Source organism: Micromonospora sp. H33, from assembly GCF_052068455.1.
Classification (GTDB): Bacteria; Actinomycetota; Actinomycetes; order Mycobacteriales; family Micromonosporaceae; genus Micromonospora.
The window spans coordinates 159,435-182,079 of sequence record NZ_JBQHDE010000008.1 but is presented as its reverse complement, the minus strand read 5'-3'; the positions used below and the strand labels follow the sequence as shown (position 1 = coordinate 182,079).

The 22,645-nt window shown below is 72.6% G+C and carries 26 protein-coding genes; 16 read left to right on the top strand and 10 right to left on the bottom strand.

Going from position 1 to position 22,645, the window contains the following annotated elements; all coding sequences use genetic code 11:
* Positions 1 to 88 precede the first annotated feature (88 nt).
* The 3 genes from ACTMS0_RS19395 to ACTMS0_RS19385 all read left to right on the top strand — a co-directional run bounded on the left by ACTMS0_RS19395 (position 89) and on the right by ACTMS0_RS19385 (position 1,771).
* A complete protein-coding gene (locus ACTMS0_RS19395; protein ID WP_441156624.1) occupies positions 89 to 1,186 on the top strand; it encodes a 3-deoxy-7-phosphoheptulonate synthase in 1,098 nt (365 codons plus the stop codon).
* A gap of 78 nt (positions 1,187 to 1,264) precedes the next feature.
* Entirely contained in the window at positions 1,265 to 1,501 is a 237-nt protein-coding gene (locus ACTMS0_RS19390) for a hypothetical protein (RefSeq protein WP_441156623.1), read from the top strand.
* Positions 1,502 to 1,573: 72 nt separating this feature from the next.
* Positions 1,574 to 1,771 carry a hypothetical protein gene (locus tag ACTMS0_RS19385; protein ID WP_441156622.1) on the top strand — a complete coding sequence of 66 codons (198 nt, stop codon included), beginning with the start codon at positions 1,574 to 1,576 and terminating at the stop codon, positions 1,769 to 1,771.
* 51 nt (positions 1,772 to 1,822) lie between these two features.
* Here ACTMS0_RS19385 and ACTMS0_RS19380 read toward each other — a convergent pair whose 3' ends face one another.
* From ACTMS0_RS19380 to ACTMS0_RS19370, 3 genes are all read right to left on the bottom strand, one after another.
* The gene (locus ACTMS0_RS19380; RefSeq protein ID WP_441156621.1) at positions 1,823 to 2,353 is read right to left on the bottom strand and encodes a DUF1360 domain-containing protein; all 531 of its coding nucleotides are present in this window, start codon (positions 2,351 to 2,353) and stop codon (positions 1,823 to 1,825) included.
* Between the two features lie 132 nt (positions 2,354 to 2,485).
* Positions 2,486 to 2,806, bottom strand: a complete 321-nt coding sequence (locus tag ACTMS0_RS19375) for a hypothetical protein (RefSeq protein ID WP_441156620.1) — start codon at positions 2,804 to 2,806, stop codon at positions 2,486 to 2,488.
* Positions 2,806 to 3,126: a DUF6158 family protein gene (locus ACTMS0_RS19370; RefSeq protein ID WP_441156619.1), complete on the bottom strand. Its 321-nt coding sequence runs from the start codon at positions 3,124 to 3,126 to the stop codon at positions 2,806 to 2,808. The genes ACTMS0_RS19375 and ACTMS0_RS19370 overlap by 1 nt, the downstream gene beginning before the upstream one ends.
* A 123-nt stretch (positions 3,127 to 3,249) precedes the next feature.
* Here ACTMS0_RS19370 and ACTMS0_RS19365 point away from each other — a divergent pair, with 123 nt between their 5' ends.
* Together ACTMS0_RS19365 and ACTMS0_RS19360 are read left to right on the top strand one after the other, a co-directional pair.
* On the top strand, positions 3,250 to 3,678 hold the full coding sequence (locus ACTMS0_RS19365) for a hypothetical protein (RefSeq protein WP_441156618.1): 429 nt from the start codon (positions 3,250 to 3,252) through the stop codon (positions 3,676 to 3,678).
* Positions 3,679 to 3,703: 25 nt separating this feature from the next.
* Positions 3,704 to 4,042, top strand: coding sequence for a DUF3817 domain-containing protein (locus ACTMS0_RS19360; RefSeq protein WP_441156617.1), 339 nt, complete (start codon positions 3,704 to 3,706; stop codon positions 4,040 to 4,042).
* Positions 4,043 to 4,046: 4 nt separating this feature from the next.
* Here the strand turns inward: ACTMS0_RS19360 and ACTMS0_RS19355 are convergent, their stop codons facing one another.
* Complete coding sequence (locus ACTMS0_RS19355) at positions 4,047 to 4,574, bottom strand: DUF6232 family protein (RefSeq protein ID WP_441156616.1); 528 nt, start codon at positions 4,572 to 4,574, stop codon at positions 4,047 to 4,049.
* Between the two features lie 486 nt (positions 4,575 to 5,060).
* On the opposite strand from ACTMS0_RS19355, the gene ACTMS0_RS19350 reads away from it, so the two are divergent.
* Complete coding sequence (locus ACTMS0_RS19350; RefSeq protein ID WP_441156615.1) at positions 5,061 to 6,032, top strand: NlpC/P60 family protein; 972 nt, start codon at positions 5,061 to 5,063, stop codon at positions 6,030 to 6,032.
* 79 nt (positions 6,033 to 6,111) lie between these two features.
* Here the strand turns inward: ACTMS0_RS19350 and ACTMS0_RS19345 are convergent, their stop codons facing one another.
* The 3 genes from ACTMS0_RS19345 to ACTMS0_RS19335 form a co-directional block, all read right to left on the bottom strand.
* Complete coding sequence (locus ACTMS0_RS19345; protein WP_441156614.1) at positions 6,112 to 7,101, bottom strand: sigma-70 family RNA polymerase sigma factor; 990 nt, start codon at positions 7,099 to 7,101, stop codon at positions 6,112 to 6,114.
* A gap of 416 nt (positions 7,102 to 7,517) precedes the next feature.
* Positions 7,518 to 8,462, bottom strand: a complete 945-nt coding sequence (gene murQ, locus ACTMS0_RS19340; RefSeq protein ID WP_441156613.1) for an N-acetylmuramic acid 6-phosphate etherase — start codon at positions 8,460 to 8,462, stop codon at positions 7,518 to 7,520.
* Positions 8,459 to 9,373, bottom strand: a complete 915-nt coding sequence (locus tag ACTMS0_RS19335; protein WP_441156612.1) for a MurR/RpiR family transcriptional regulator — start codon at positions 9,371 to 9,373, stop codon at positions 8,459 to 8,461. Before ACTMS0_RS19335 ends, murQ begins: the two co-directional genes overlap by 4 nt.
* Before the next feature lie 285 nt (positions 9,374 to 9,658).
* On the opposite strand from ACTMS0_RS19335, the gene ACTMS0_RS19330 reads away from it, so the two are divergent.
* On the top strand, positions 9,659 to 10,351 hold the full coding sequence (locus ACTMS0_RS19330; RefSeq protein WP_441156611.1) for an SDR family NAD(P)-dependent oxidoreductase: 693 nt from the start codon (positions 9,659 to 9,661) through the stop codon (positions 10,349 to 10,351).
* A gap of 13 nt (positions 10,352 to 10,364) precedes the next feature.
* On the opposite strand, the gene ACTMS0_RS19325 is transcribed toward ACTMS0_RS19330, so the two are convergent.
* Complete coding sequence (locus ACTMS0_RS19325) at positions 10,365 to 11,090, bottom strand: dTMP kinase (protein WP_441156610.1); 726 nt, start codon at positions 11,088 to 11,090, stop codon at positions 10,365 to 10,367.
* A gap of 158 nt (positions 11,091 to 11,248) precedes the next feature.
* Between ACTMS0_RS19325 and ACTMS0_RS19320 the strand changes: the two genes are divergently transcribed.
* The 9 genes from ACTMS0_RS19320 to ACTMS0_RS19280 all read left to right on the top strand — a co-directional run bounded on the left by ACTMS0_RS19320 (position 11,249) and on the right by ACTMS0_RS19280 (position 19,661).
* A complete protein-coding gene (locus ACTMS0_RS19320; protein ID WP_441156609.1) occupies positions 11,249 to 11,845 on the top strand; it encodes a nucleotidyltransferase in 597 nt (198 codons plus the stop codon).
* Positions 11,829 to 12,104, top strand: coding sequence for a hypothetical protein (locus ACTMS0_RS19315; RefSeq protein ID WP_441156608.1), 276 nt, complete (start codon positions 11,829 to 11,831; stop codon positions 12,102 to 12,104). The genes ACTMS0_RS19320 and ACTMS0_RS19315 overlap by 17 nt, the downstream gene beginning before the upstream one ends.
* A gap of 10 nt (positions 12,105 to 12,114) precedes the next feature.
* Positions 12,115 to 12,891, top strand: coding sequence for a metallophosphoesterase family protein (locus ACTMS0_RS19310; protein WP_441156607.1), 777 nt, complete (start codon positions 12,115 to 12,117; stop codon positions 12,889 to 12,891).
* Complete coding sequence (locus ACTMS0_RS19305; protein WP_441156606.1) at positions 12,882 to 13,025, top strand: GPGG-motif small membrane protein; 144 nt, start codon at positions 12,882 to 12,884, stop codon at positions 13,023 to 13,025. The genes ACTMS0_RS19310 and ACTMS0_RS19305 overlap by 10 nt, the downstream gene beginning before the upstream one ends.
* Before the next feature lie 367 nt (positions 13,026 to 13,392).
* Positions 13,393 to 14,742 carry an ABC transporter substrate-binding protein gene (locus ACTMS0_RS19300; protein ID WP_441156605.1) on the top strand — a complete coding sequence of 450 codons (1,350 nt, stop codon included), beginning with the start codon at positions 13,393 to 13,395 and terminating at the stop codon, positions 14,740 to 14,742.
* Positions 14,743 to 14,814: 72 nt separating this feature from the next.
* Entirely contained in the window at positions 14,815 to 15,864 is a 1,050-nt protein-coding gene (locus tag ACTMS0_RS19295; protein ID WP_441156604.1) for a carbohydrate ABC transporter permease, read from the top strand.
* Position 15,865: 1 nt separating this feature from the next.
* A complete protein-coding gene (locus tag ACTMS0_RS19290) occupies positions 15,866 to 16,831 on the top strand; it encodes a carbohydrate ABC transporter permease (protein ID WP_441156603.1) in 966 nt (321 codons plus the stop codon).
* Between the two features lie 73 nt (positions 16,832 to 16,904).
* Positions 16,905 to 17,942, top strand: a complete 1,038-nt coding sequence (locus ACTMS0_RS19285; RefSeq protein WP_441156602.1) for a LacI family DNA-binding transcriptional regulator — start codon at positions 16,905 to 16,907, stop codon at positions 17,940 to 17,942.
* Between the two features lie 45 nt (positions 17,943 to 17,987).
* Complete coding sequence (locus ACTMS0_RS19280; protein ID WP_441156702.1) at positions 17,988 to 19,661, top strand: glycoside hydrolase family 13 protein; 1,674 nt, start codon at positions 17,988 to 17,990, stop codon at positions 19,659 to 19,661.
* Between the two features lie 53 nt (positions 19,662 to 19,714).
* On the opposite strand, the gene ACTMS0_RS19275 is transcribed toward ACTMS0_RS19280, so the two are convergent.
* A complete protein-coding gene (locus ACTMS0_RS19275; RefSeq protein ID WP_441156601.1) occupies positions 19,715 to 21,139 on the bottom strand; it encodes an MFS transporter in 1,425 nt (474 codons plus the stop codon).
* Between the two features lie 24 nt (positions 21,140 to 21,163).
* Positions 21,164 to 22,645 (bottom strand): xylulokinase, encoded by a 1,482-nt coding sequence (gene xylB / locus ACTMS0_RS19270; RefSeq protein ID WP_441156600.1) that lies wholly within the window; start codon positions 22,643 to 22,645, stop codon positions 21,164 to 21,166.

The following is a 22,645-nucleotide window of genomic DNA, read 5'->3' as shown; positions in this document are numbered from 1 at the left end:
GGCCGGGCAGGAGCTTCCGTTCCTGCCCTTTTGCGTACGAGCAGCCGGCTCGTCCCGGGCACCGGCCCCGGGCACGGTCGGCGGAAGGATGCCCACCGTGACGACCCCGGAGACGGACCGGGTCAGCGATCAGCGGATAGACCGCGTGGTGCCGCTGACCACCCCTGCGCTGCTGCACCACGAGTTGCCTCTGGACGACGCGCTCGCCTCGGCCGTACTCACCGGCCGGCGCGCGGTCGGCCGGGTGCTCGACCGCGCCGACGACCGCCTGCTGGTGGTGGTCGGCCCGTGCTCGGTGCACGACCCGGCCGCCGCCCTCGAGTACGCCCACCGCCTCCGCGAGGTCGCCGAGCGGCTCGCCGACGACCTGCTCGTGGTGATGCGCGTGTACTTCGAGAAGCCGCGCTCGACGGTGGGCTGGAAGGGCCTCATCAACGACCCCGGGCTGGACGGGTCCGGCGACGTGAACACCGGCCTGCGGAAGGCCCGCGCGCTGCTGCTCGACGTGCTGCGGCTGGGGCTGCCGGTGGGCTGCGAGTTCCTCGACCCGATCACCCCGCAGTACATCGCGGACACGGTGGCGTGGGGTGCGATCGGCGCGCGTACGGTCGAGAGCCAGGTGCACCGGCAGCTCGCCTCCGGCCTGTCCATGCCGATCGGCATGAAGAACCGCCCGGACGGCAGCATCTCCACCGCGGTCGACGCGATCCGGGCGGCCGGCGTGCCGCACGTGTTCCCGGGCATCGACGTCTCGGGCACCCCGGCGATCATGCACACCCGGGGCAACGCGGACGGCCACCTGGTGCTGCGCGGCGGCGGCGGCCGGCCGAACTACGACGCCGGGTCGGTGGCGGGCGCGCTGGAGCTGCTGCGCGCGGCCGGGCTGCCCGAGCGCCTGGTGATCGACGCCAGTCACGCCAACAGCGGCAAGGACCACCGCAACCAGCCGCTGGTCGCCGCCGACGTGGCCGCCCAGCTCGCGGCCGGGCAGCGCGGCATCGTCGGCGTGATGCTGGAGAGCTTCCTGCTCCCGGGCCGGCAGGAGCTGGACCCGACCCGCGAGCTCACCTACGGCCGGTCCATCACCGACGCCTGCATCGGCTGGGACACGACGTCGGAGGTCCTGCAGGACCTGGCGGCAGCGGTCCGCACCCGCCGCCGCACACCCACCCCCGCCCTCCCCTGACCGCCCCCGCCCCTCCCCGCCCCTCTCGGGGGGCGGGTGGGGGCGTTTGGGGGGAACGGCGGCGGGTAGGTGGGCGGCGTGACCGATAACCCACCTGTGACCGAGGCCCCCGGGACCGAGTCCGCCGTCCGGCGCCTCGACGACCTGCTCGAGGACCTCTACCGCGGCCAGGAGCGGATCAGCCAGAGCGACATCTACCGCCGGGCCGTCGCCGCGGAACTGCCGGCGGAGCTGCTCACCCGGATCGCCGCGCTGCCCCAGGGCGAGTACTCCGTCGACGAGGCGGCCGACCTGCTCGGTGGTTCGGTCACCTGACGCCGGGCCCGCTCCCCGTCGGCGGGACCGCACGGACCCCCCAACCCCCAGCTCGACGCGAAGGAGAGCGACATGGCCCACCACGAGGAGCAGCACGAGAAGCCGACGGCGCTCGGCGAGCCCCCGGGCGGCCGGGACACGCTGCCGGACCCCGACTTCGCCAACGAGCACGACCGCACGGCGGTCGACCGGGACATCATCACCGGCGACGAGGACGAAGAGGAACACGAGGAGGAATCGCCGCGTGGCTGGTCCGGCGAGGAGAGCTGACCGGTACACGCGGAAGGGGCCGGCGCGGCAGCGCCGGCCCCTTCCGCGTGCTCAGTCCTCGTCGTAGCCCTCGGCCGCCTGCTGTGCGACGGCGTACGCCATCTGGAGGAAGTCGGACGCCGCCACGGCGGTGAGCGCGGTGGCGACAAGGCGGGTCAGCCGTGGCGCCAGCACCAGCCCGCCGGTGAGCCCGGTCGCCACCCACACGGCCATGCAGAACGGGCAGCTCAGCAACTCCCCGATCGCGTGCCGGGTGGGGCTGCCCGAGTCGCGGACCTCCTCCATCACCTCGCCGCTGCCGATCGGCCGCTCGTACCGCGTGAACGGCGCCCGGAGCGGGCTCGTCACCGCGTCCTTCGACAGCAGCCGGCTGAGCTTGTGCGTGGCGATGGACAGCAGCACCACGTCGGCCGTCGCCGGCCGCTCCGGCACCGGCCGGCCGGTGGCCTTCACCAGCGCGGCGATCGTGGCGGCCACGCCGGCGTACGTGCTCATGGCCACGAGGTAGCCGCCGAGCGGTCGGTGTTCGTGCGGCGCGTACGCCCGGCGCAGGCGCGCCACCTTCTTGTTCAGGTCGGTCACCCGGTCTCCCTCGATCATGTTTTCCGGGCCGGCGCCACCGGCCCGCACTGGCGCCGGCCCGGCCGGCTCGCGGTACGCCGGGGTCAGCGGCCGCGGGGGGCATGGGCCGGGACGGCCTGGCGGTCCGCCGACTCAGCCGGCCTGGAGGTTGTCGGCCACCTCACGGGCGAGGCTCGCCAGCGCCTCGTCGGCCAGCCGGTCGGCGTCGTCGCCACCGGTCAGGTCGAGCCGCGTCCGGGCGCCACCGGCATCGGCCGGATCGACCCGGAGCTCGGCCGTCCAGTCCCCCGCGGCCCGCCAGCGGGCGCTCAGCTCCTCCTCGCTGACATGCTCGGCCAGCGTCCCGTCGGCACGGAGCGGCTCGGGGAGCCACGCCGACGCCCGGTCCGGGTCGGTGGCCGTGTTGAACACCACCTCCGGCGGCGCCGACATCCCCCGCTCGACGGACGCCATCACGCGTCCCGCAGCCGGCTCGGGTCGACCTCGCGCCCCGGGTGCCGGGCCAGGTACTCGGTCTCCAGCTCCGCGGTGCGCCGCAGGTGGTGGGCGAGCGCCGAGTCGGTGGCGTGGCGCAGGGTGTCGAGCCGGGTGCGGTGCAGGCTGTGCATCTCGCGGATCAGGTCGTCTTCGCCGAGCTCGGCGGGGTCGATGCCGAGCAGCTCACCGTCGGTGTCCACGTCACCGCTGGCCATGTCGTGCACATGGTCCCCGTCCCACTCGGGCATCCGCTGCTCCGGGCTCGGGAACTCGTCCTGTCGTACGGATCCGGTCATCGTCGCCCCCCTGGTCTGGTTTGGGCTGGCGTCTAAACGGTTGCCCACACCGGGTGCCACCAAACCCACCCTGACTACGACACCGCGTCGGAGAACACGTCCGGCCCCGGTACCCTCGATGCCATGAAGCGGCTCTGGACCCCGGCGTGGATCGTGCGTCACGTCGCCATGGTCGTGCTGGTCGCGGGCTTTCTCGGCCTGGGCTGGTGGCAGCTCAGCCGCGCGGCCGGCGGCAACGCGATCAGCTGGGGCTACGCCGTCGAGTGGCCGGTCTTCGCCGGCTTCGTGGTCTTCGTGTGGTGGCGGGAGGTCCGGCACGCGTCGCGTGACCCCGCCGGGCCGTCCGACGAGCCGGCTGCCGACGCCGATCCGCGACCGGCCGAGGAGTCCCCGGCCACCGCGACGCGTCCGGCGGTACGCCGACCCGTGCGGGTCGCCCGCACGCCGGTTCCCGTGCCCGGCGGCGAGGACGCGGACCTCGCCGCCTACAACCGCTACCTGCGATGGTTGAACGACAACCCGGGCGCCCGGCCCGGCGACTACCCCGGCTGACGCCGGGTCGGAAGGACGGACGACGGTGGGCGCAGCCCTGACCCGGTACCGCGTGATCGCCTGGATCGTCGGCGTGGCGCTGATCCTGCTCGTGGTGATCGGCATGCCGCTGAAGTACGGCTTCGACAACCCGGTCGTGGTGGAGACGGTGGGCCAGGCCCACGGCTTCCTCTACATGGTCTACCTCGTGGCCACGTTCGACCTGGCCCGCCGGTCGGGCTGGGCGCTGAAGCGCATGATCCTCGTGATGCTGGCCGGCACCGTGCCGTTCGTCTCGTTCTTCGCCGAGCGGCGGGTGAGCACCTGGGTGACCGAGCGCTCCGAGGCGGCCCCGGAGCCGGTCGCCGGCGCGCCCACCCGCTGATCGTTCAGCGCATCGGCCGCCACGGGTCGACCGAGGCGAGCGGGTCCTCCCAGCCGCCGTACCGGTTCATCTCCACGGCCCGGCGCAGTGCGCGGGTCACCTGCCCGAACTGCCGCTCGTCGTCGCTGGAGAAGAGCAGTTCGTCGGTGCCACGGCGCCGGCCCCACAGCTCGTACGCCGGCGGCCGCCACCGGTCGCCGGCGACGGCCAGCAGCACCGGCAGCAGGAACACGGCCCCCAGCATCAGGTACGCCCCGGCGGTGAGCCGGTGCAGGCCGCCGGTGAAGCCCAGCAGCAGCCCGACGCCGGTGATCATTCCGCCGGTGACGAGAACGGCCCGGACGGCGACGCGGTCGTGCGGCCCGCGCGTGGTGTGCAGGTGGGTGAGCTCGGCCACCGGCCAACTGCTGCGGCCCACGGTGAACCGGTCGACGGTGACGACGATCCCGGGCCGGGCGTAGAGCAGGGTGGAGCGCGGCCGGGCGGCGCGGGTCGGTGACGGCTTCGGTCGTGTGCTGGTGTACGGGTCCACGGCTGTCCTCCCGCGGCTCGGCGCCGGGTCGGTGACTCCCGCGGAAGGCGGTATTGCTGGTCGGCGGGACTCCCGACTCCGGGCCCCATTGTGTGGCCCCTCCGCCAGCAGCCGGATCGAATTGCCGGGGCCCGCCGGACGCACAGCGGGTGGTTGCCGCCGGATAGAGCCCACCAAGTCCGGCTTGTCGGGCATAGCGCGCCAGTCACCGACAGCATCCGCCCAGAACGACGAAGGCGGCAGATCCGACTGGTGGGACAAATCATGCCTGCCCGCCCCGCGCGTCAAACACGTACCGTCACGACACTCATGTTCACTTACTGCTGTTTCGCAACATTCGCCCCTGCTTCCACTGCGGACGACTCCTGCCCCGGGTTACGTTGTCCGGGCCGGCCCGTCGACCGCCGTCCATCCGGACGGCGCGGGTCCGGCGCCGCCGGAGGCCTCAGCAAACCTTGGCGGCGGTGGGAGAGGAGCCTCACGCTCTTGTCGTCCATCCGGTACACGCTGCGCGCCCTCGCAGTCGCGGTGGTGTCGGCCACGCTGGTCGCACCGGCCGTGCCCGCCCGGGCCGAACCATCCCCCGCCGAGTTGACTCGGCGGATCGAGAGGGCCTCCGCCGAGCTGGAACGCGTCGTGGAGGCGTACAACGCGCTCGCCGAGCAGATCAAGGCGAACAAGGCGACCGTGGCCCGATTACAGGACCGGATCGGCCCACTGCAACAGCAGGCGGAGCAGAGCCGCGCCGACGTCAGCGAGCTCGCCGTGACCGCGTACAAGACCGGCAACCTCGACACCGCAGCGGCGCTGCTGCGTCCGGGCGACGCCTCGTCACTGGTGGACCGGCTCGCCACCGTCGGTCACCTGACCCGCGAGCGGCAGCAACGGATCGCCGCGTTCACCGACGACCAGCGCCGCCTGATCCAGGAGAAGACCCGCCTGGACGTCACGCTGGAACGGCAGGCGGCACAGGCACGGGAGTTGACCAACGCCCGCAAGCGGATCGAGCGCGACCTGGCGTCGCTGTACGAACTGCGCCGGCAGGCGTACGGGCGGGCCACCGAGGCTCCGGCCGCACGCTCGGACAGCGCCCAGCAGGCGCCCGCGATCGCCGGGTCCGCCGGTGTCGCGGTCCGCTACGCGTACGGGGCGTTGGGCAAGCCCTACCAGTGGGGCGCGGACGGCCCTGACGGGTACGACTGCTCGGGGTTGACCTCGGCGGCCTGGCGCGCGGCCGGGAAGTCCCTGCCGCACAACACCCGGATGCAGTGGAGCGTGGTGGCGCGCATCAGCCGCGCCGACCTCCGCCCCGGTGACCTGGTCTTCTACCGGGGTCTCGGCCACATGGCCCTGTACGTCGGCAGTGGCCAGATCATCGACGCGCCCAGCGCCGGACGGAACGTGCTCAAGCGCGACATGGACATCATGCCGATCGCGGGCTATGGCCGGGTCCGCTGACCCCGTCCCGGTACGGCGAACGGCCGGCGCCCCCCTATCGGACGCCGGCCGTTCCCCGTCATCATTCTTACTTACCAGCTCACGCTGCCTGGAGCCCCTCGGCGCGGGCCAGCTCGCGGAGCCGGCCGAGTGCCTGGATCTCCAGCTGCCGGATCCGCTCCCGCGAGAGCGAGAACCGCGAGGCCACCTCGGTGAGCGAGTGCTCCCGGCCGTCCTCGAGGCCGTACCGCGCCCGCATGATGCCGGCCGACCGGTCGTCGAGGTGGTTGAGCAGCCCCTCGATGCGCTGCCGCTCCAGACCGGTGAGGACGATCTCCTCCGGCGACGGCGCGTCGCTGTCGGCCACCAGGTCACCGAGGTTGGTGTCGCCGTCGTCGCCGACCGGCGTGTCCAGGGACACGGTGTCCTGCGACCAGCGCACCAGCTCGTTGACCCGCTCGACGGTGACGCCGAGCGCCGCCGCGATCTGCTCCGGCTCCGGGTCGCTGCCCAGCTCGCGGGTCAGCTGCCGGGCCACGTTGCGCATCCGGTTGACGTCCTCCACCAGGTGCACCGGCAGGCGCACGGTGCGCTCCTGCTGGGCGATCGCCCGGCTGATGGCCTGGCGGATCCACCAGGTCGCGTAGGTGGAGAACTTGAAGCCGCGCTCGTAGTCGAACTTCTCGACGGCCCGGACCAGACCGGTGTTGCCCTCCTGGATCAGGTCCAGCATGGGCATCCCGGAGCGGACGTACCGCCGTGCGATCGACACGACCAGCCGCAGGTTGGCCCGGATGAACAGGTCCTTGGCCCGCTCACCCTCGGCGACCACCCGCTCGAGATCCTCCCGCTCGACACCGGCCGGGACGCGGTCCTCGTCGAGCAGGTGCTCGGCGTAGAGACCGGCCTCGATCGCCTTGGAGAGGTCGACCTCCGTGGCGGCGTCCAGCAACGGCGTCCGGGAGATCTCGTGAAGGTAGACGCCGACCAGGTCGCGCTCCTCGGCGACCTCGTCGGTACGCATGCCGATGTTCTTGTCCACGTTGCCCACGGTCCCCTCGCTCGCGCCGGTTGCCCGGTTCCTTGCCATCCCCACGTCCGTCAGCTCCCTCCCCGTAACTTCCGCTGTGCCGCTCGGTGCTGACACCTACACAACAGCTAAGACGCGTCGGGGATTCCATGTCGTGAGTCGAAAGTGTCACGAATGCCTGATAATCAGCTGAGAGCACGGTCCATGTTTGCTGTCAGCACCCCATGTGACGGCTCTCCGGCGGACACCACCTACGGGCTGGTGGATCGACGGTTCACCGTCCCCCCGTGGTCCATGGCAGCACTGCCCGGTCCAGGGGCACAGCGACCCGGGTCACCACCGAGCTGCGATCCTGGTCACTGCCAGATACGCGTCGGTGGACCGGTCGGTTCATCCACGCCCGTGGTAATACCCCACCCCCCGGTGAACAATCCGGAGGGCGGATCTATGCCCGGCGCCGCGCGGGCCGGCGTGGGTCAGGAGGCGAGCAGCGCGAGAGCGTCGCGGACGTGGTGCGCGGAGCGGGCGAGAGCGGCCCGGGCGGCGGTGACGCCGGCCCCGGACACGAGCGAGACCAGGGCGGTCTTCAGGTCACCGTCGGCCTCGTGCAGCGCCCGCCGGGAGATCTCCTCGCTGCACCCGGTGGCCTCCATCAGGATCGAGATCATCCGGCCCCGGAGTTTGGCGTTGGTGGCCACCATGTCGATCATGAGGTTCGAGTAGACCCGGCCCAGACGGACCATCACGGCCGTCGAGAACGTGTTCAGGACCAGCTTCTGCGCGGTGCCCGCCTTCATCCGGGTCGACCCGGTGACGACCTCGGGTCCGGTGTCCACCCCGATGAACACGTCGACCGACCGGGCGGCCTCGGCCTCCGGGTTCGCGCAGAGCAGCACCGTCGAGGCCCCCTTGGCCCGTGCCGCGGCGAGCGCACCCAGCACGTACGGGGTGCGTCCGCTCGCGGCGAGCCCGACCACGACGTCACCGGCGTCGACACATTCGGCCGCCTCGGCCGCACCGCCCCGGTCGTCGTCCTCGACGTTCTCCACGGCCCGCCACATCGCGTCCGTCCCGCCGGCGAGGTGCGCGCAGAACCAGTGCCGCGGCGAGTTGAAGGTCGGTGCGAGTTCGGCCACGTCGAGCACGCCGAGGCGGCCCGAGGTGCCCGCACCGAAGTAGTGCACCCGGCGGCCGGCACGCAGCGCGGCCACCGCCAGGTCGACGGTGGTGGCGATCTGGTCGAGCACGGCGGCCACCGCGGCCGGCACCCGCCGGTCGGCCTCGTTGATCACCGTGAGGACGTCCCGGGTCGACATGAGGTCGAGGTCGACACTGCGCGGGTTGCGTCGCTCGGTGGGCGCGCCGACCCGGATCGCCGGTGGTGCCGTGTCGGCCACCTCGTCCGGCTCCACCGCCGTCATGCCCGCCTCCGGGCCGAGCCGACCCGATGCGACTGGACCGCCGCGGCGGTCACCTCCAGCGCCTTGCGGGCCCGGGCGCGATTGCGCGCCGCCACCCCGACGAAGAGGCAGTCGACCACGGTGAGCTGCGCGAGCCGGCTGGCCATCGCGCCCGAGCGGTACGTGGTCTCGCGGGCGGCGGTGGTCAGCACGAAGTCGGCCACGTCGGTGATCGGCGAGCGGGGGAAGTTGGTGAGGGCCACGGTGGCCGCACCGCGGGCACGGGCCTGCTCCAGCACCTCGATCACGTCCGAGGTGGTGCCGGTGTGCGAGATGCCGACCGCCACGTCGCCGCGCCCGAGCAGCGCCGCCGACGTGAGGGCGGTGTGCACGTCCGGGAAGTAGAAGGCGGTGCGGCCGATGCGGTGCAGCTTCTGCTGGAAGTCGGAGGCGACGAAGCCGCTGGCGCCGGCGCCGTAGACGTCGATGCGGCCGGCAGCGGCGATTGCCTCGACGACCTGCTCGCAGACCGCGGGGTCGAGCTGCTCCGCCGTCTCCTCGACGGCACGGGCGTCGTTGAAGGCGATGGTGGCGATGATCTGCGCGAGATCGGCCCCGGGTGGGATGTCACCGCCGACGACGCGGGCGTCCGGCGGCTCGATCCGGCGGGCGGCCTCGGCGGCCAGCCGGATGCGCAGCTGCGGGTAGCCGTTCATGCCGACCGAGCGGCAGAACCGGATGACGGTCGCCTCCGAGGTCTCGGCGGCGGTGGCGAGGTCGGTGATCGTCCGGCGCGCGGCGTCGGCGGGGTCGGCCACGACCAGCCGGGCGACCCGCTGCTCCGCGGGAGACAGCGACGGCAGGAGCCCGCTGATGTGGACGATCAGGCCACCGGGCTCGTGACTCGCAGAAATCTTCGGACTCTTCGCCACGGATGAAACTTACTTTCATGAAGCCTGAGCGTCAACCATCACCGCTCGTGTCGGGGAAAGTACCGCATACCGGTGGACGCCGCTCGCGGCCCAGCGTGCCACCCGCCCGGTGCCGGCGCCTCCACCGGCAGGCCGGCCGGGGCTGCCGGACCGGACGTCCGGCCAGGCCCGGAGGGCAGCTCCTCCGCCCGCACAGTGCGGGGGACGGCCCGGACGGGCGTCGATCCGACCGTACCGTCAGGGCCCGGCCCCCCGCACCCCGGGGACGGCACTAGCGTGTGGGCCATGGCGGATCGCAGTGTGCTGGTCACCGGAGGCACGGGCGGGCTCGGCGGGGCGGTCACCGCCGCCTTCGCCGAGGCGGGCTGGCGGGTGGTCGTACCGTCGCGGGAGAGCGGGCCGGCGACGGAGCCGGTTGCCGGCGACGTGGTCCGGCTCGCGGCGGACCTGACCGATCCGGCGGACGTGCGGCACGCGGTCGAGGTCGCCGCCGGCGACGCGGCCGCGCCGCTGCGCGCGGTGGTCAACCTCGTCGGCGGGTACGCGGGCGGCGGCCGGGTGCACGAGACCCCGGTCACGGAGCTGGAGCGCATGCTCACGCTCAACCTGCGACCGACCTGGCTGGTCACCGGAGCCGCCCTGCCGCACCTGGTGGCCGCCGGCGGCGGCGCCGTGGTCTGCGTCTCGTCCCGCGCGGCGGTCGCCCCGTTCCCCGGCGCGGCGGCCTACGCCACCGCGAAGGCGGGGGTGCTCTCGTTCGCCAACGCGGTGGCGGTGGAGTACCGGGCGGACGGGGTGCGGTGCAACACCGTCCTGCCGAGCGTCATCGACACCCCGGCCAACCGGGCGGCCCAGCCCGGCGCCGACCACTCCCGCTGGGTCACGCCGGCCGAGATCGCCCCCGTCGTCCGGTTCCTCGCCTCCCCGGAGTCGGCGCCCACCAGCGGCGCGAGCGTGCCGGTGTACGGCCGGGCCTAGGGCACCGGGCCGGTCAGGCCCGGAGCGGCACCGGCTCACCGTCGGCCGTCCGCGGCGGCACCGGCCCCGCGGGCGTGACCGGCCCGGCCGCCGTCGCCCGCTCCGCCGCGGCCAGCCAGCCGTGGAGGTGCCCCTGAATCTGCCGGGCCACCTCGTCGGCGGGGCGGCTGGCGTCCACCAGGACAAACGTCGGGTACTCCGGCAGTGTCCGGTACGCGTGGTCGGCCGCCGTCAGGTACGACATGCTCTCGTGGTCGGTGCCGCGACTCTCGATCCGCCGGTACGCCTCGGCCGGGTCCACCGCCAGCAGGAACGTCACCTGCGGCCGGGGGAACAGCCGGTAGCCGATGCGAGCCAGCCGCTCCCAGCGGTGCCCGCCGTGCGCCCGGATGCTCGCGTACTGGCAGACGGCGTAACGGTCCATCACCGCGACCCGGCCGGTCAGGAGGTGACTGAGCAGCGCGGCGGCGATGGCGAGCCAGCGCAGCACGGACTCCGTGGCCAGCAGGCCGGTCCGGCCGAGGAGACGCTGCGCGTCCGCGCGTCCCAGCCGCTGTGCCACCCGCCCCAGGAAGCGGCGGCCGCCGGCGTTGCGGTGATAGGTGGCGGGGTGACCCGCCGCGGTGAGCGCCTCGGCGAGCCGGTGCGCCTGTGTCGTCTTGCCCGAGCCGTCGATGCCGATCAGGGCGACGGCACGCAATCGGGCCCTGCCGCGCCGCGCCACCTTCGATCTGGCCACCCTGCCCACGCTATCCGACGGACGCTCGCAACCCCGGCGATATGTCACGTTTGGGGGTGGTTGCCAGCTACCCGCGCGCCTGCCAGGTGTGGCCGACGGGGATGCCGGGTACCCGACTTCGACGCCCTTCCCCCTGATCACCACGACGGGAGATCCAGATGGCCGAGCGCGGGGACGAGACCCTGCTGCACACCTTGAAGAAGGTCGCCGCCGTGCTCAAGCAGGAAGACATCCCCTTCGCGCTCGGCGGCAGCTTCGCGGTGTACGCGCACGGCGGCCACTCGAGCGAGCACGACGTCGACTTCCTCATCCGTGAGACGGACGTCGACCGCGCCCTGGAGGCCCTCGTGGCGGCCGGGTTCACCGCCGAGCGTCCGCCGGAGGACTGGCTGGTCAAGGTGTTCGACGACGGCCGCATGGTGGACCTGATCCACCGCCCCATCGAGACCCCGGTGACCGACGAGACGTTCGCCGAGACGGTCGTACGCCCGGTCGACGCGATCCACATGCCGGTTCTCTCGGCGACCCATCTGATGGTGCACAAGTTGCTCAGTTTCTCCCAGCACTACTGCGACTTCGCCCGCGGCCTGCCGTTGGCCCGCTCACTGCGGGAGCAGATCGACTGGGAGCGGGTACGCAAGGAGACGCAGCACTCGCCGTACGCCGAGGCGTTCCTGGTGCTGCTGGACCGGCTGGAGGTGGTGCCGTACGCCGGCACCCCGGAGGAAAGGGGACACCGTGACCGAGCATCGTGACGTCGCCACGGGACCACCCGACGAGTACGTGGAGGCGGAGATCCAACGGCTGCTCACCGAGGACCCCGACGTCGCCGAACAGGGCATCACCGTGGCCCGCAAGGAGCGCGGTCTGGTGCTGTCCGGCGAGGTGGAGAGCCCGCACCGCCGCGAGGAGATCCTGCGCCGGGTGTCTGAACGCTTCCCGGACGTGCCGATCACCAGCGACATCGGGCTGATCCGCACGCAGGCGCCCACGGAGATCGAGCAACTGCCCTGAGGGAGGCACGATGGTGATCCGGATCGCCGCCGTGGGCGACGTGCATCTGGACGAGGACGTGGTCGGCCGCTTCCGGCCGGCCCTGGAGGAACTGCCCGACTGCGCCGACGCGCTGCTGCTCGCCGGCGACCTGACCCGGCACGGCACCGAGGCCGAGGCGCGGTGCGTGGCGCAGGAGTTCGGTGGGCTGGGCGTGCCGGTCGTGAGCGTGCTCGGCAACCACGACCACCAGTGCGACCAGGTGCCGCAGGTGGTCAAGGTGCTGGAGGACGCCGGGATCGCCGTGCTGGAGGGCACCGGCCTGGTCCTGGAGTGCGCGGGCGGGCGGCTCGGCATCGCCGGGGTGAAGGGGTTCGGCGGTGGGTTCGCCGGGCGCTGCGCGAGCGACTTCGGGGAACCGGAGATGAAGGCGTTCGTCCGGACCACCACGGAGAGCGCGGACGCGCTCGGCGCCGCCCTGCGCTCCCTCGAGTGCGACCTGCTGGTGGCGCTCACCCACTACGCACCGGTTCCGGACACGCTGGCCGGCGAACCACTGGAGATCTACCCGTTCCTCGGCTGCTACCAGCTGGGCCAGGCGATCGACTCGGCGCCCACCGCCCTCGCCCTGCACGGGCACGCCCACCACGGGACCGAGCGGGGGACCACGCCGGCCGGCGTACGCGTCCGCAATGTGGCGCACCCCGTCATCAAGCAGGCGTACAGCGTGTTCCACCTGGGCGATCATCTCGATCCGGGCCAGGTTTCCCGGATCGGCGCCTCGGGTACTCAGCGGCCATGGAGCTGATTCTCTGGATTCTCGCAGTCGTACTGGTGGTCGCCGGCGTCCTCGCGCTGTTCCGGCGGCAGATTCTCTGGGGCGTCGTCCTCATCATCGTCGGCCTGCTGGTCGGACCGGGTGGTGTCAGCATCTTCAGTTGACATGGCGGCCCGAGCGCCGCGCCAGGTGCGCGGTGACCGACGCCGCCGACCGAGGGACCCGCCGGGGTCGTCGCGACCGGAAGCTCCGTCCTCCCGACAGGAGCACGCCGGATGCGACGACCCCGGCGCCGTGTGTGCGGCGGGAGTCGTCGCCCCCGCCGCTCCGACACCGCCGGGTCGGGCTCGCAGGCGGGCGAGCAGGGTGCGGATGAGCGGGACCGCGACGGCCTGGTTTCCGGATTGTTACTTGGTCGTGTCCGTCCCGGGGGTGGACCACATCACATGCAAGCGCTTACATGTGGGCACGCCCATCGGACCGGCGCCGGGTGAGCGAGCACGACCTGCGCCGGCAAGGAAGGAGGACGGCATGGCGGTCTTCACCAGACCACGCCAGGCCTTCGTGATCGCCGGCGTACTCGGGCTGGCGCTCAGCGCCACCGCCTGCGGCACCGGCGGCAACGACAACAGCAACGACAAGGCGGACTCCGCCGAGTGCGCCGCTTACGAGAAGTACCAGGGCCACGACGGCAAGAAGGTCACGATCTACTCGTCCATCCGGGAGATCGAGGCCGACCGGCTGGAGCAGTCGTGGGAGCAGTTCTCCGAGTGCACCGGCATCGAGATCGACCACGAGGGCAGCGCCGAGTTCGAGGCGCAGCTCCCGGTCCGGGTCGACGGCGGCAACGCCCCCGACCTCGCCTTCATCCCGCAGCCGGGCCTGCTCAAGCGCTTCGTCGACGCCGGCAAGCTCAAGCCCGCCGGCGCGGACACCAAGGCCATGGCCGAGGCCAACTACCCGGCCGACTGGCTGAAGTACAGCACCGTCAACGGCACGTTCTACGGTGCCCCGCTCGGCTCCAACGTGAAGTCGTTCGTGTGGTACTCGCCGAAGACGTTCAAGGAGAAGGGCTGGGCCGTCCCGCAGACCTGGGACGACCTCATCAAGCTCAGCGACACGATCGCGGCCAGCGGCACCAAGCCGTGGTGCGCCGGCATCGAGTCCGGTGACGCCACCGGCTGGCCGGCCACGGACTGGATCGAGGACCTGATGCTGCGGACGCAGACGCCCGACGTCTACGACCAGTGGACCAGCCACGGCATCCCGTTCAACGACCCGAAGGTGGCCGAGGCCGTCGACCGGGCCGGCACCATCCTCAAGAACGAGAAGTACGTCAACGGCGGCTTCGGTGGCGTGAAGAGCATCGGCACCACCGCCTTCGGTGAGGCCGGCCTGCCGATCCTCGAGAACAAGTGCGCGCTGCACCGGCAGGCGTCCTTCTACGCCAACCAGTGGCCGGAGGCCACCAAGGTGGCCGAGGACGGCGACGTCTTCGCGTTCTACTTCCCGGCGATCGACCCGGCGAAGGGCAAGCCGGTGCTGGGCGGCGGCGAGTTCGTGGCGGCCTTCAACGACCGGCCCGAGGTGCAGGCGGTGCAGACCTACCTCGCGTCGGGCGAGCACGCCAACAGCCGCGCGAAGATCGGTGACTGGGTGTCGGCGAACAACAAGCTCGACATCGCCAACGTCGCGAACCCGATCGACAAGCTCTCCGTCCAGATCCTCCAGGACAAGAACTCGGTCTTCCGCTTCGACGGTTCCGACCTGATGCCGGCCGCGGTCGGCGCCGGGACCTTCTGGAAGGGCATGGTCGAGTGGATCAACGGCAAGGACACGGCGACGGTGCTCCAGGGCATCGAGGGCAGCTGGCCGAAGTGACCTTCTGACGGTGGGCCGGCCCGCGTCGCGGGCCGGCCCACCGTCGAAGCCGAGCCCCCAGAGGGAGGGTTGATGAACTTCGACTTCGCCGACGAACAGCCGAAGCTCCTCATGCTCATGTACGGGCTGGTCGCGTTCGTCGCGGTGGTGGGGGGCCTGCTCCTCCTGCTGGACGTCGTACCGGCCTGGTTCGCCCGGCGCCGGGAGGCGCAACTCGTCGCCGCGTCGGTGAGTGGCGCACCGCTCCCCCGCCGGCCGAAGCAGCGTGAGGCCCTGTTCGCGCTGTTCTTCCTGCTGCCCACCGTGCTGTTGCTGCTGGTCGGGCTGGTGGTGCCGGCGATCCGCACCGTGCTGCTGTCCTTCATGGACTCCAGCAGCACCGACTGGGTCGGCCTCCGCAACTACGTGTGGATGTTCGACGAGGACGCGATCGTCCGGGTGCTGAGCAACACTCTGATCTGGGTCGTCCTGGTGCCGCTGCTCGCCACATCGTTCGGGCTGCTGTACGCGGTCATGGTGGACCGGGCGCGGTTCGAGGCGATCGCCAAGTCGCTGATCTTCATGCCGATGGCGATCTCGATGGTCGGCGCGGCCATCATCTGGCGGTTCGTCTACGCCTACCGCGGCGAGGGCGAACAGCAGATCGGTCTGCTCAACCAGATCGTGGTCAGTCTCGGCGGCACGCCCCAGGCATGGTTGCAGGAGCCACCGATCAACACGTTCCTGCTGATCATCATCATGATCTGGATCCAGGCCGGCTTCGCCATGGTGGTGCTCTCCGCAGCGATCAAGGCGATCCCCGCCGACATCGTCGAGGCCGCCCGCCTGGACGGCGTCACACCGTGGCAGATGTTCTGGCAGATCACCATGCCGAGCATCCGGCCGGCGGTCATCGTCGTGGTGGTGACGCTGTCGATCGCGACGCTGAAGGTCTTCGACATCGTCCGGACCGGGACCAACGGGAACTACGACACCAGCGTGATCGCCAACGAGATGTACAACCAGGCGTTCCGCTACGGCGAGAACGGCCAGGGCTCCGCGCTGGCGGTCGTCCTGTTCGTCCTGGTCGTCCCGATCGTGTTCTACCAGATCCGTAACCTGCGTCAGCAGCGGGAGGGCTGAGATGACCACCACCACGCCCACCGTCGCCGTCGGCACCCAGCAGGTGGAGAAGTCGCTCGGCCGGTCCACCCGGGTCCGCCGGCGCCTGAACACGCGTACCGCCACGCTCGTCTCGGTCGTCATCGCGGTGCTCTGGACGGTCCCGACCTTCGGCCTGCTGATCTCCTCGATCCGGCCGGAGGACCAGATCAAGACCACCGGCTGGTGGACGTTCTTCAGCGACCCCCAGTTCACCCTCGAGAACTACCAGGAGGTGCTGTTCGGGCGGTCCTCGTCCTCCGGACAGCTCGCCAGCTACTTCATCAACTCGCTGGCCATCACCATCCCCTCGGTGCTGTTCCCACTCGCCTTCGCGGCGCTGGCCGCGTACGCGCTGGCGTGGATCAACTTCCGGGGGCGGGACTGGCTCTACATCGCGATCTTCGCGTTGCAGATCGTGCCCCTGCAGATGGCGCTGGTGCCGCTACTGAAGTTCTTCTCCACCGGGGTCACCCTGGCCGGCGTCACCCTGCTCCCGGCATGGGACCTCGACGGCTCGCAGAAGTTCGCGCAGGTGTGGTTCGCGCACACCTGTTTCGCGCTCCCGTTCGCCGTGTTCCTGCTGCACAACTTCATCTCGCAACTGCCCAAGGATCTGATGGAGGCGGCCCGCGTCGACGGCGCCACACACCCGAAGATCTTCCGCACCATCGTCCTGCCCCTGATCACCCCGGCGCTCGCGGCGTTCGGCATCTTCCAGTTCCTCTGGGTCTGGAACGACCTGCTGGTCGCGCTGATCTTCGCCGGGGGCGGCGACGAGACCGCCCCGCTCACCGTCCGGCTCGCCGAGCTGGCCGGCACCCGGGGCAACGAGTGGCAGCGGCTGACCGCCGGTGCGTTCATATCGATGGTCGTACCGCTGATCGTGTTCCTGTCCCTCCAGCGCTACTTCGTGCGCGGCCTGCTCGCCGGCAGCGTCAAGGGCTGATCCACGCTGCCGTCCCGCCGTCGACGCCCGGCGGCGGGGCGGGAGCGGGAGCGGGAGCGGGAGCGGGGTGAGCGTGACCAGGATCGACGACGTCGCCCGGCTGGCCGGGGTCTCGACGGCCACCGTCTCCCGGGCGCTGCGCGGGCTCCCGACGGTGTCCGCGGCGACCCGTCGCCGGGTGCTCGCCGCCGCCGAACAGTTGCAGTACGCCGTCTCGCCCAGCGCGTCACGGCTCGCCGGGGGCCGCACCGGCACGGTCGCCGTGGTCGTCCCCCGGCTCACCCGCTGGTTCTTCGGCGTCGTCGTCGAGGCGGTCGAGGACTTCCTCCACCAGGCCGGCTACGACCTGCTGCTGCACAACCTCGGCGGACGGGAACAGACTCGGCAGCGGGTGCTGCGCACCGCCAACCTGCACAAGCGGGTGGACGGGGTCATGCTCGTGGCCACCCCGCTGCGGGGCCCGGAGCTCACCTCGCTGGCCGCACTGGACCTGCCCGGCGTGACGGTCAGTTCCGGCACGACGGTGCCGGGCTGGCCGTGCGTACGCATCGACGACGTGGCGGCGGCGCGGACCGCGACGCGGCACCTGCTCGACCTCGGGCACCGGCGGATCGCCCACATCTCCGGCGACCCCGACGACGAACTCGCCTTCACCACCCACCTGGACCGACGCCGTGGCTACCGGGAGGCGCTGCGCGCCGCGGGAATGCGCCCGGACCCGAGCCTCGACGTCGAGTCGCGGTTCGACGTCGACGGCGGCACCCGGGCCACGGAGGAGCTGCTGCGCCGGGGCGACCCCCCGACGGCGATCTTCGCCGCCTGCGACGAGATGGCGATGGGGGCCCTGACGGCGCTGCGCGACGCCGGGCTGCGGGTGCCCGACGACGTCAGCGTCATCGGCGTCGACGACCACGCGCTGTCCGGTGTCCTCGGGTTGACCACCATCGCCCAGCCGGCGACGGACCAGGGGCTGCTCGCGGCGAAGATCCTGCTCGGCTCGCTGGACGGTCGACCGGCCGACCCGCTCCGCGCCGGTCCGGCGGACGGCCCGGTGATTCTGCCCACTCGGCTGGTCGTGCGTGAATCGACCGCACCACCACGGGCACACTGAACGGCAGACCGCCAGCCCGTACGGCTCGATCATGGGGAGAAGGTCCTGAACAGCAACCCGACGCACCAGGAGCAGTCCGCCGACCCGGTCACCGGCTGGTGGACCGAGGCCGTCATCTACCAGATCTACCCGCGCTCCTTCGCCGACTCGAACGGCGACGGGATCGGCGACCTGCCCGGCATCACCGCCCGCCTTGACCACCTGGTGGAGCTGGGCGTGGACGCCGTGTGGCTCTCGCCGTTCTACCCCTCGCCGCAGGCGGACGCCGGGTACGACGTCGCCGACTACCGCGACGTCGACCCGCTGTTCGGCACACTCGCGGACGCGGACAAGCTGATCACCGAGGCACGCTCGCGCGGCCTGCGGGTCATCGTCGACCTCGTCCCCAACCACACCTCGTCGGCGCACCGGTGGTTCACCGCCGCCCTCGCCGCCGGCCCGGGCAGCCCCGAACGAAACCGGTACGTCTTCCGTGAGGGCAAGGGTCCGGGCGGCGACCAGCCGCCCAACGACTGGCAGAGCGTCTTCGGCGGGCCGGCCTGGACCCGGGTCACCGAGGCCGACGGCCGTCCCGGCCAGTGGTACCTGCACCTGTTCGACCCCGGCCAGCCCGACCTGAACTGGGACAGCCCGGAGGTGCGGGCGGAGTTCCTCGACGTGCTGCGGTTCTGGCTGGACCGGGGTGTCGACGGGTTCCGGGTGGACGTCGCGCACGGCCTCATCAAGCAGGCCGACCTGGCCAACTGGCAGGAGCCGCAGGAGATCCTCTCCGGCCGGGAGGTGGACAAGCCGCGCCCGCCGATGTGGGACCAGGACGGCGTCCACGACATCTACCGGGACTGGCGCGCGCTGCTCGACGGCTACCCCGGCGAGCGGATCCTGGTCGCGGAGGCGTGGGTCGAACCGGCCGAACGGCTGGCCCGGTACGTGCGCCCGGACGAGATGCACCAGGCGTTCAACTTCGAGTACCTGCTCGCCTCGTGGACCGCGCCCGCCCAGTACGCGGTCATCACCCGCTCCCTGGAGGCCACCGACACGGTCGGCGCACCGACGACCTGGGTGCTGTCCAACCACGACGTGGTCCGGCACGCCTCCCGGCTCGGCCTGCCGGTTGGCACCCCGCGACCGCACGGCATCGGCATCGGCGACGAGCAGCCGGACGCCGCTCTCGGCCTGCGCCGGGCGCGGGCGGCCACCCTGCTGATGCTCGCCCTGCCCGGCTCGGCGTACCTGTACCAGGGCGAGGAGCTGGGTCTGCCGGAGCACACCACGATGCCGGACGAGGCCCGGCAGGACCCGACGTGGGAGCGCAGCGGCCACACCCTGCGCGGCCGGGACGGCTGCCGGGTGCCGATCCCGTGGGAGGCCGACGCGCCGTCGTACGGCTTCGGGCCGACCGACGCGAGCTGGCTGCCGCAGCCGCCGATCTGGGCGGAGTACGCGCTGGACCGGCAGCGCGGGGTGCCCGGCTCGACGTACGAGCTGTACCGCACCGCGCTGCGCCTGCGCCGGGAGCACGGGCTGGGCCGGGGCACGCTGGCCTGGCTCGCCACCGGGGACGAGGTGCTCAGCTTCCGCAACGCCGGGCTGACGGTGCTGACCAACTTCGGCGAGGCCGCCGTACCCGCGCCGGCCGGCGAGGTGGTCGCCACGAGCGCCCCGCTCACCGACGACGGCCGCGTACCGACCGACGTGACGGTGTGGGTGCGCTCCGCGTGAGGCGTTAGGCGGGGCCCCTTGTACAACGCGAGGCGTTAACAAGGGGCCCTTCCTTACAGCCGCTCCGCGCGGGTGTGCAGGAGGTCGCGCACGTCGGCGATGTCGCGCGGCGACGTCCGCGCGGCCCGCCAGTACATGATCCCGGTGGGCACGAAGAAGAGCTGGAAGGCCGCGAGCCCGACCGCGTAGTTCAGCGGCGGCGGGAAGGCGGCCCGCAGGCCGTGGAAGGCCACCCCGACCAGCCCGTTGCCGGCCGCCCGGCCGACGCCGTTGACCAGGTTGCCCAGGCTGTAGACGGTCCCCCGGTGCTCCGGCGGGTTGACGTCGGCGATCAGCGCGAACCAGTTGGGCGAGTTGGCCGAGGTGAGTGCGAGCGCCAGCAGCGCCGCGAGCAGGCTGAGCCCGACCGTCGGCTCGGTGAGGACGCTGGCCAGCACCGCACGGACCACGGCACCGCCGCCGGCGCCGTCGGGCACGTCGATGCGGATCGGCACGAAGAAGAGCACCAGGTAGAACGGGAGCGCCGCGAGGATGCCGACCGCCGCGACCAGCGCCCGGCCGGAGGGCGTACGCCGTTGCAGCGCGTCCCCGACCAGCCCGCCGACGATGGAGAAGACGCCGCCGAGCTGGAACAGCGTGGCGAAGACGCTGCCCACCACGACCGCCGTGGCGGTCGAGTAGCCCTGGGCCTCGGCCCGTTCGGTGAACAGCACGGGCAACCACACCAGCGACCCGAACGCGGCCTGCGCGGTGAGTCCCTGCAGGATCAGCCAGCGGTTGGTCGGCCGGCCCAGGATCCTCGGCAGGTCGGCCCGGGTGATGCGGTAGTCGTACTCGGCGCCGCCGGCGAGCCGCCCGGCGAGTTCCGGCTCGCTCTGCCCGCGCCGGATGTCGTAGGTCAGCAGGTACGCGGCGGTGGCGCCGAGCCCGACGACGGTCAGCACCAGGAAGGGCCGCCGCCAGTCGGCCGCGCCGAGCAGGCCGCCGACCAGCGTGCCGGCCAGCGTGCCGACGCCCTGGGACAGCCCCCAGAAGCTCATCACCAGGCCCCGCCGGCGGGGCGAGATCAGGTCGGTGACCACCGAGAACCCGACCGACCCGACCGCGCCGAGCCCGATCGCGCCGATCAGCTGGGCGGCCAGGAACGCGGGGTACGTCCCGGCGACCGCGCTGCCGCCGGTGCCGACCGCCCAGATCAGGGTGCCGAGCATGAGCAGCGGCTTGCGGTTCGTGCGGTCCCCGACGTACGCCCAGCCGACCGCCGCCACCGCGCTGACCAGGAAGGTGACGGCGGTGACCAGGCCGAGCAGGCGCTGCGGCACCTCGAACGCCTCGGCGATCGAGCCGTACAGCGGGGGGACCAGGCCGATCGCCACGTTGTCCAGGGAGGCGAGCAGCACGAACACCACCACGCTGTAGAACCGGTGCGCCGCGCCGCCGCGCCAGGCGCGTACCGCCCCGTCCCTGGCCACCGTCATGCCCGGCAGCCAACCAGGACGAGATCACGGTCCGGTCACCGGGGTCGGCGACGGCTCATCCCGGCGGTTCAAGACGCGGTCGCGGGCCTGCGCGTACCGCTCCCGGATGGCGGGGACGGGATCGGCCTCGTACGTCTCCGCGTCACCAGGTGTCCACAGCGGTGGCTCCGCACCGCCCAGGGCGATCCAGGCGGCCTGGCGGGCGGCGCCGTCGGCGACGTACTCGCCGGGCGGCGGGACGACGACCGGCGCACCGAAGACCTGCGGGGCGATCCGCCGCACCGCGGCCGAGCGGGCTCCTCCGCCGACCAGGATCACCCGGCGGACGGTGGCGCCCTGCGCGACGAGCGCGTCGAGGCCGTCGGCGAGGGCGCACAGCATCCCCTCGACGGCCGCCCGGGCCAGGTGCGCCGGCGTCGAGGTGCGCGCGGTGAGTCCGTGCACCGCGCCGGTGGCGTCCGGCCGGTTCGGCGTCCGCTCCCCCTCCAGGTACGGCACCTGGACCAGCCCGTCCGCGCCGGGCGGCGCGGCGAGCGCCAGGTCGGCCAGTTCGTCGAGGTCGACCCGGAGCAGCGCGGCGGCGGCGTCGAGCACCCGCGCGGCGTTGAGCGTGCAGACCAGCGGCAGGAAGCGGCCGGTGACGTCGGCGAAGCCCGCGACGATGCCACTCGGGTCGGCCGCCGGGGTGTCCGCGACGCTGAAGACCGTGCCGGAGGTGCCGATGGAGACGACCACGTCGCCGGGGCCGGCGCCGGCCCCGAAGGCCGCGGCGGCGTTGTCGCCGGCACCGGGACCGAGCAGCGCCGTCCCGACGGCGCGTGCCGGAGCCGCACCCGGGAGCACGGTCCGGTCGAGATGACCGGCGACCTCGGCCGGGCCGAGCACCCGGGGCACCGCCACGACCCGGCCGAGCGCGCGCTCCAGCAGGTCCGGGCGGTACTCGCCGGTCGTCGGGGACCAGTAGCCGGTGCCGCTGGCGTCGCTGCGGTCGGTGTGCAGCGCGTCGAGGCCGCGGGCGCCGGCCAGCCGCCAGGTGAGCCAGTCGTGCGGCAGGCAGACCGCGGCCACCCGGGCGGCGTTCGCCGGCTCGTGCCGTGCCAGCCAGCGCAGTTTGGTGACGGTGAAGCTGGCCACGGGCACCGCACCGACCGCCTCGGCCCAGAAGCGGCGGCCCTCCTCCCCGCCCCCGGCCTCGGCGATCAGGTCGGCGGCGGCGCCGGCCGAGCGGGTGTCGTTCCACAGCAGCGCCGGGCGGACCACCTCCCCGGTGTCGTCCAGGCAGACCATGCCGTGCTGCTGGCCGGCCACGGAGACCGCCGCGACGTCGTCGAGTCCACCGGCGGCGGCCACCGCCTCCCCCAGCGCGGACCACCACGCGGCGGGGTGGACCTCGGTGCCGTCCGGGTGCGGCGCCCGGCCCTCGCGGACGAGGACGCCGGTCTCCGCGTCCCGGACGACCACCTTGCAGGACTGGGTCGAGGAGTCGACCCCGGCGACGAGCGGCAT

Bases quoted from the DNA above. Each gene is read 5' to 3' on its own strand.
- ACTMS0_RS19305 (WP_441156606.1), top strand. From the start codon at position 12,882: ATGGAGCTGATTCTCTGGATTCTCGCAGTCGTACTGGTGGTCGCCGGC.
- ACTMS0_RS19345 (WP_441156614.1), bottom strand. From the start codon at position 7,101: ATGGCAAGGAACCGGGCAACCGGCGCGAGCGAGGGGACCGTGGGCAAC.
- ACTMS0_RS19370 (WP_441156619.1), bottom strand. From the start codon at position 3,126: ATGACCGGATCCGTACGACAGGACGAGTTCCCGAGCCCGGAGCAGCGG.
- ACTMS0_RS19295 (WP_441156604.1), top strand. From the start codon at position 14,815: ATGAACTTCGACTTCGCCGACGAACAGCCGAAGCTCCTCATGCTCATG.
- ACTMS0_RS19310 (WP_441156607.1), top strand. From the start codon at position 12,115: ATGGTGATCCGGATCGCCGCCGTGGGCGACGTGCATCTGGACGAGGAC.
- xylB (WP_441156600.1), bottom strand. From the start codon at position 22,645: ATGCCGCTCGTCGCCGGGGTCGACTCCTCGACCCAGTCCTGCAAGGTG.
- ACTMS0_RS19275 (WP_441156601.1), bottom strand. From the start codon at position 21,139: ATGACGGTGGCCAGGGACGGGGCGGTACGCGCCTGGCGCGGCGGCGCG.
- ACTMS0_RS19300 (WP_441156605.1), top strand. From the start codon at position 13,393: ATGGCGGTCTTCACCAGACCACGCCAGGCCTTCGTGATCGCCGGCGTA.
- murQ (WP_441156613.1), bottom strand. From the start codon at position 8,462: ATGACGGCGGTGGAGCCGGACGAGGTGGCCGACACGGCACCACCGGCG.
- ACTMS0_RS19365 (WP_441156618.1), top strand. From the start codon at position 3,250: ATGAAGCGGCTCTGGACCCCGGCGTGGATCGTGCGTCACGTCGCCATG.
- ACTMS0_RS19395 (WP_441156624.1), top strand. From the start codon at position 89: ATGCCCACCGTGACGACCCCGGAGACGGACCGGGTCAGCGATCAGCGG.
- ACTMS0_RS19375 (WP_441156620.1), bottom strand. From the start codon at position 2,806: ATGGCGTCCGTCGAGCGGGGGATGTCGGCGCCGCCGGAGGTGGTGTTC.
- ACTMS0_RS19385 (WP_441156622.1), top strand. From the start codon at position 1,574: ATGGCCCACCACGAGGAGCAGCACGAGAAGCCGACGGCGCTCGGCGAG.
- ACTMS0_RS19320 (WP_441156609.1), top strand. From the start codon at position 11,249: ATGGCCGAGCGCGGGGACGAGACCCTGCTGCACACCTTGAAGAAGGTC.
- ACTMS0_RS19290 (WP_441156603.1), top strand. From the start codon at position 15,866: ATGACCACCACCACGCCCACCGTCGCCGTCGGCACCCAGCAGGTGGAG.
- ACTMS0_RS19330 (WP_441156611.1), top strand. From the start codon at position 9,659: ATGGCGGATCGCAGTGTGCTGGTCACCGGAGGCACGGGCGGGCTCGGC.